The organism is Maribacter sp., from assembly GCA_020629415.1.
Taxonomy (GTDB): Bacteria; Bacteroidota; Bacteroidia; order Flavobacteriales; family Flavobacteriaceae; genus Maribacter; species Maribacter huludaoensis.
This window is the reverse complement of the sequence record JAHDDL010000059.1, coordinates 1-4536: the sequence shown is the minus strand read 5'-3', so window position 1 is coordinate 4536 and position 4536 is coordinate 1. Positions and strand designations below refer to the sequence as shown.

Here is a 4536-nt window from a genome sequence, read left to right as displayed (position 1 = left end):
GGAAACTGGAAACTGGAAACTGGAAACTGGAAACTGGAAACTGGAAACACCCTAAACTAAAAAGAGTCTGATCAGTGAAGATCAGACTCTTTTACGAGAACACTATATGAAAATGAAAAATTTTTATTTCGTTTTTAATAACACTGTAAATGTATATATCATTTAGGGTTCTCTGAAACTATTGTTGCCAGACAAGGGAATTCTGTTGTGAATGGACTATAAATTGTGGTATTGTATTGAAAAGGTTAAAATTTTGAACCTTTTATCGAATAGACGCTATAATTTCTTTCAACAGGGTGTTAAATTGTTCATCGGTCTGTTCTTTAAGACCGGTTCTTACTACAACCAAATCTTTTGATGGTATTATAAATATTCGTTGTCCCTGAAATCCGTTTACGGAATATAGGTCTGTGGGGATATCTGCATACTTTGCTTTCGCATTTAACCAAAAATGGGCGCCATAAGTACCATTGGAGTTGATGGTTGGCTTGGAAACGTAGTCTGACCATGACTCGGAAAAAATACGTTCACCGTTCCATTCACCTCTATTCAGGTATAATAATCCAAATTTGGCCCAGTCTCTTGTTGTTGCCCATCCATAAGAGGATAATATATAATTACCGTTTAGATCGGTCTCCAAAAGCATAGAGTTCATTCCAATTCTATCGATCAGTTCCTTATATGGAAAGTCAAGATATTCTTGATGTGTAGCGAACTGCTCTCTTAGAATTCCTGAAAGTAAGTTAGTGGTACCAGAAGAATAGTTCCAAATTTCTGTAGGTTGGGCAACTACTTTTTTATTTCGCTGTGCCAAGGTCATATCAGAATCTAGGAATAGCATGCGGGTAACATCGGATATTTTAAAATAGTTCTCGTCCCATTCTAAACCGCTTTGCATACGTAAGAGATGATCAAGCGTAATGTTTGTTTTCGGATTCTTCATGCGTATTTCATCTGAAAACGGTTTGTAATCTATATCAATTTTATCTTGATATTCTAAAATACCGTATAGCGTAGCCAAAATACTTTTGGTCATGGACCAGCCCAGAATTTTGGTGTCTTTCGTGAACCCATCAATGTACCGTTCCCCAATAATTTGGTTTTTATGTATTACTAAAAGAGATCTTGTTTTTTGTTCGGCATCTTTAAAAGCATTTTCAAAAGCAACTTCTAATTTATCGTAAGCTACATTGTCTAAAACAGTATCTATTACTCCGTTATTACCGTAGGGGAAAGGCAATGTGTCTTTTTTTGTAAACCTATTAGGTACAATATCAAAATTATGCTTAGAAAACTCTTTGTTGGTTAGCACTGCACCAAGTCCTTCTTTATAAACGGCCGTTCTTGGCATTAGTCCGTATACCGTAGCTGTAGCAGATTTGTTTTTATTGGACACTTTAGTATCTGCCAATTTTATTAATGGCATATTATTGTCATTTAAGGTAATACCGTCAATGTCTCTATCTGCTGTAAAAACACTTGAAGCCATGTTTTTAGAAGCATAGCCAGATATTAAATTTAATTTGGGATAGTTGAAATATGCTGCGGCAATTAGGCAAATTAAGGCGATACCAAAAATCCATTTAAGCTTTTTCATTTTCACTTTATTCTTTAAACTTTTTGTAAAAGTCACTATTGAACTATTGGTATATCTTTTTGGTCACTACATTTTTTCCCATGTCTTATCAGGTCCTAGTTTAAAACTTCCCAAATAATCAAAGTTGCATTCTTCTGGTAAAATCAGCGATAAGAATGTACTTTCATCTTTTGCCCTGTACAAATGGTATTCTTTGCCCACAATGGGTTCAAAACTAAACTTTGCACTATATACAAGGTTATTGTATTCAAAATTGTCCATCAGTTTTCTATATGACGCCTGTAGTGCCTCATATTCTGCCTTAAACTGGTTATTGGCGCTTACAATATGTGTGTTCTTCCAAGAAGTAATGTCCGGCGGCGTAATTTTAGGAGCGGATACACCCGTTGCAAAAGGTGATAATTTGCCGTGATATTCTTGAGTGTCCTCATTGAACACTACATTATCTGGTTTTTTTTCTTTTTTCATAGCCTTACAAATTTAAAGAAAAGCAAGCACTTATATCTTGCTAGATTATTTAAGTATAGGTATCTTCAATTATTCCAATTCTAGCTATATAAAACCATCAAATTTAAATGCATTTAAAATTTTTCATATATACTGTTTTACTATGTTCAGTTTTATCTTGCAATACTGAAAACCGTCCTAAAGAGGTGGTTCTTTATAAAACTTATTGTGCAAGCTGCCATTTAGCACCTAACATTAACGATTTACCTAAGCATATCTGGAAAGATAATGTACTGCCAGAAATGGGCGCGCGACTAGGAATCATTACTGCGGAACACCATCCATATTACCAACATTCCTTTGATGAACAGATTGCTATTATTAAAACAGGTATTTATCCTTCTAAACCAATTATAAAACAAGAAGATTGGAATTTATTGGTAGAGTACATAGTTAGTATGGCGCCGGATAGTGTTATAAATAATCCTGTTGCTATAGAAAATGCAACACTTTCTCAATTCATTGCAAAACCTGTTGCTTTGGATAGCGTAAAGGGTAATCTATATACTTTTTTAAAGATAGATACGCTGCACCATAAAATTTTGACAGGTAATAGGAGAGGAGCTTTATCCGCATACAACTTGGAAACAGAAAAGAATGAATTATTGGGCAACTTTAATTTAGCTATAACCGATGCGCGAATTAGTGGTGATAGTATTTTTGTAACCAATATGGGCGTAATGGATCCTAATGAGATACCAAGGGGAAAAACAGTAGTTAGAAGCGGTAGCGCTACCAAAGTATTACAAGATTCGCTGCACAGACCGGTACATACATTATATATTGATTTAAATGATAATGGCAACGAAGAAATAATTATTAGCGAATTTGGCAACCTAAAAGGCAAACTAACGCTGCTGGAAAAGGATACTTTTGGATTTTACAATAATAAAACGCTGCTGAATGTTCCAGGGTCTATACGTGTTATCGCCAAAGATATGGACCATGATGGAAAAAAAGACCTGGTAGTTATGGCCGCACAAGGTGATGAAGCAATATACATATTATATCAAAAGGAAAACTTGAACTTTGAAATGGACAAAGTGATTCGTTTTAACCCTGTTTATGGTTCTAGTTGGTTTGAACTGATAGATTACGATGGCGATGGCTTTGATGATATAATTACGGTTAATGGTGATAATGCCGATAAATCCATTATCCATAAGCCATACCATGGTTTGCGTATTCATTTAAACGATGGTCATAATAATTTTGAGGAAACCTTTTTTTATCCCCTTAATGGTGCAACGAGGGTTATTGCCAATGATTTTGATCAAGATGGAGATGTAGATTTTGTAGTATTGGCTACGTTCCCAGATTATGAAAAGCACCCGGATTATAACGTGGTATATTTAAAAAATGAGCAAAGCTCCCACTATATATTTTCTACAGAGCATTTTGCAAATACCAAACTGGGCAGATGGTTTTTAATGGATGCTGCAGATATTGATAATGATGGCGATGATGATTTGGTATTAAGTGCCTTAAATTATTCATTTACTCCCGTGCCGGCATATTTAAACGAAGCATGGAAGGAAAGTTATACAGACCTTTTAATTTTAGAAAATAAGCTACATTAGTAGGTATGGTACAAAAAACATCCATTTTATTAATCTTGATACTAGCTATTAGCTGTTCTGAGAAATCTATGGATGATAAATATAACTGGGTTGAGCTGGAAGTTACGGCGACTGCATATAATTCTTTACCATACCAAACATCTTATGAGCATCCTGCAATTACGGCATGGGGAGATTCTATAAAACCTGGTCAAAAATGGATTGCGGTATCTAGAGATTTGCTAAGAAAAGGCTTAAGCTATAATACTATGGTAAAGATAGATACCTTTGAGGGTATTTATTTGGTGAAAGATAAAATGCATTCTCGTTGGCGCAACCGTATTGATATTTATATGGGTGAAAATGTAACTAAGGCCAAAGAATGGGGGAGAAGAAAAATTAAGATATCCTATGCTGTTAAAAAAGACAGTATAGAAACGGTTGAATAATGAAACAACACATTTTATATCTCATATTAATAGGTACTCTAAGCGCTTGCTCTTCTAGCAAAATCATTATTGAGCACCCTATAACTTTTAACGAAGAGCGTAAATTGTTGACTTTGGCATATCTTCAAAACAGGTATGGTCTAGAACAGGATTCTCCTAAAATTATACCTAAGATGATTGTGCTGCATTGGACGGTCATACCAACGTTCAAAAAATCTTTTGAGGCTTTTGATCCCGCAACCTTACCTAATTGGAGGCCGGATATTAAAAATGTTAGTGGCCTAAACGTATCTTCCCATTTTATGGTAGATAGAGACGGTACTATATATCAATTATTACCGGAAACTACCATGGCACGCCATGTCATTGGTCTTAACCATTGTGCTATTGGTGTAGAGAATGTGGGCGGAACAGAAGAATTACC

The 4536-nt window shown here is 35.1% G+C and carries 5 protein-coding genes; 3 read left to right on the top strand and 2 right to left on the bottom strand.

The features are described 5' to 3' along the window. Window positions 1–262: 262 nt before the first annotated feature. Complete coding sequence (locus QZ657_RS16240) at window positions 263–1597, bottom strand: serine hydrolase domain-containing protein (RefSeq protein ID WP_291968113.1); 1335 nt, start codon at window positions 1595–1597, stop codon at window positions 263–265. Between the two features lie 66 nt (window positions 1598–1663). Then, entirely contained in the window at window positions 1664–2065 is a 402-nt protein-coding gene (locus tag QZ657_RS16235) for a DUF2452 domain-containing protein (protein ID WP_291968112.1), read from the bottom strand. Between the two features lie 107 nt (window positions 2066–2172). On the opposite strand from QZ657_RS16235, the gene QZ657_RS16230 reads away from it, so the two are divergent. The 3 genes from QZ657_RS16230 to QZ657_RS16220 all read left to right on the top strand — a co-directional run. Continuing rightward, window positions 2173–3684, top strand: coding sequence for an FG-GAP-like repeat-containing protein (locus QZ657_RS16230; protein WP_291968111.1), 1512 nt, complete (start codon window positions 2173–2175; stop codon window positions 3682–3684). A 5-nt stretch (window positions 3685–3689) separates the two neighbouring features. Then, on the top strand, window positions 3690–4112 hold the full coding sequence (locus tag QZ657_RS16225) for a 3D domain-containing protein (protein ID WP_291963615.1): 423 nt from the start codon (window positions 3690–3692) through the stop codon (window positions 4110–4112). After that, window positions 4112–4536 (top strand): N-acetylmuramoyl-L-alanine amidase (locus QZ657_RS16220; protein WP_291968110.1); only part of this gene is annotated, 425 nt, incomplete at its 3' end. The genes QZ657_RS16225 and QZ657_RS16220, both read left to right, overlap by 1 nt.

Excerpts from the sequence above, each read along its gene's own strand:
- QZ657_RS16225 (WP_291963615.1), top strand. The coding sequence starts at position 3,690 with ATGGTACAAAAAACATCCATTTTATTAATCTTGATACTAGCTATTAGC.
- QZ657_RS16240 (WP_291968113.1), bottom strand. The coding sequence starts at position 1,597 with ATGAAAAAGCTTAAATGGATTTTTGGTATCGCCTTAATTTGCCTAATT.
- QZ657_RS16235 (WP_291968112.1), bottom strand. The coding sequence starts at position 2,065 with ATGAAAAAAGAAAAAAAACCAGATAATGTAGTGTTCAATGAGGACACT.
- QZ657_RS16230 (WP_291968111.1), top strand. The coding sequence starts at position 2,173 with ATGCATTTAAAATTTTTCATATATACTGTTTTACTATGTTCAGTTTTA.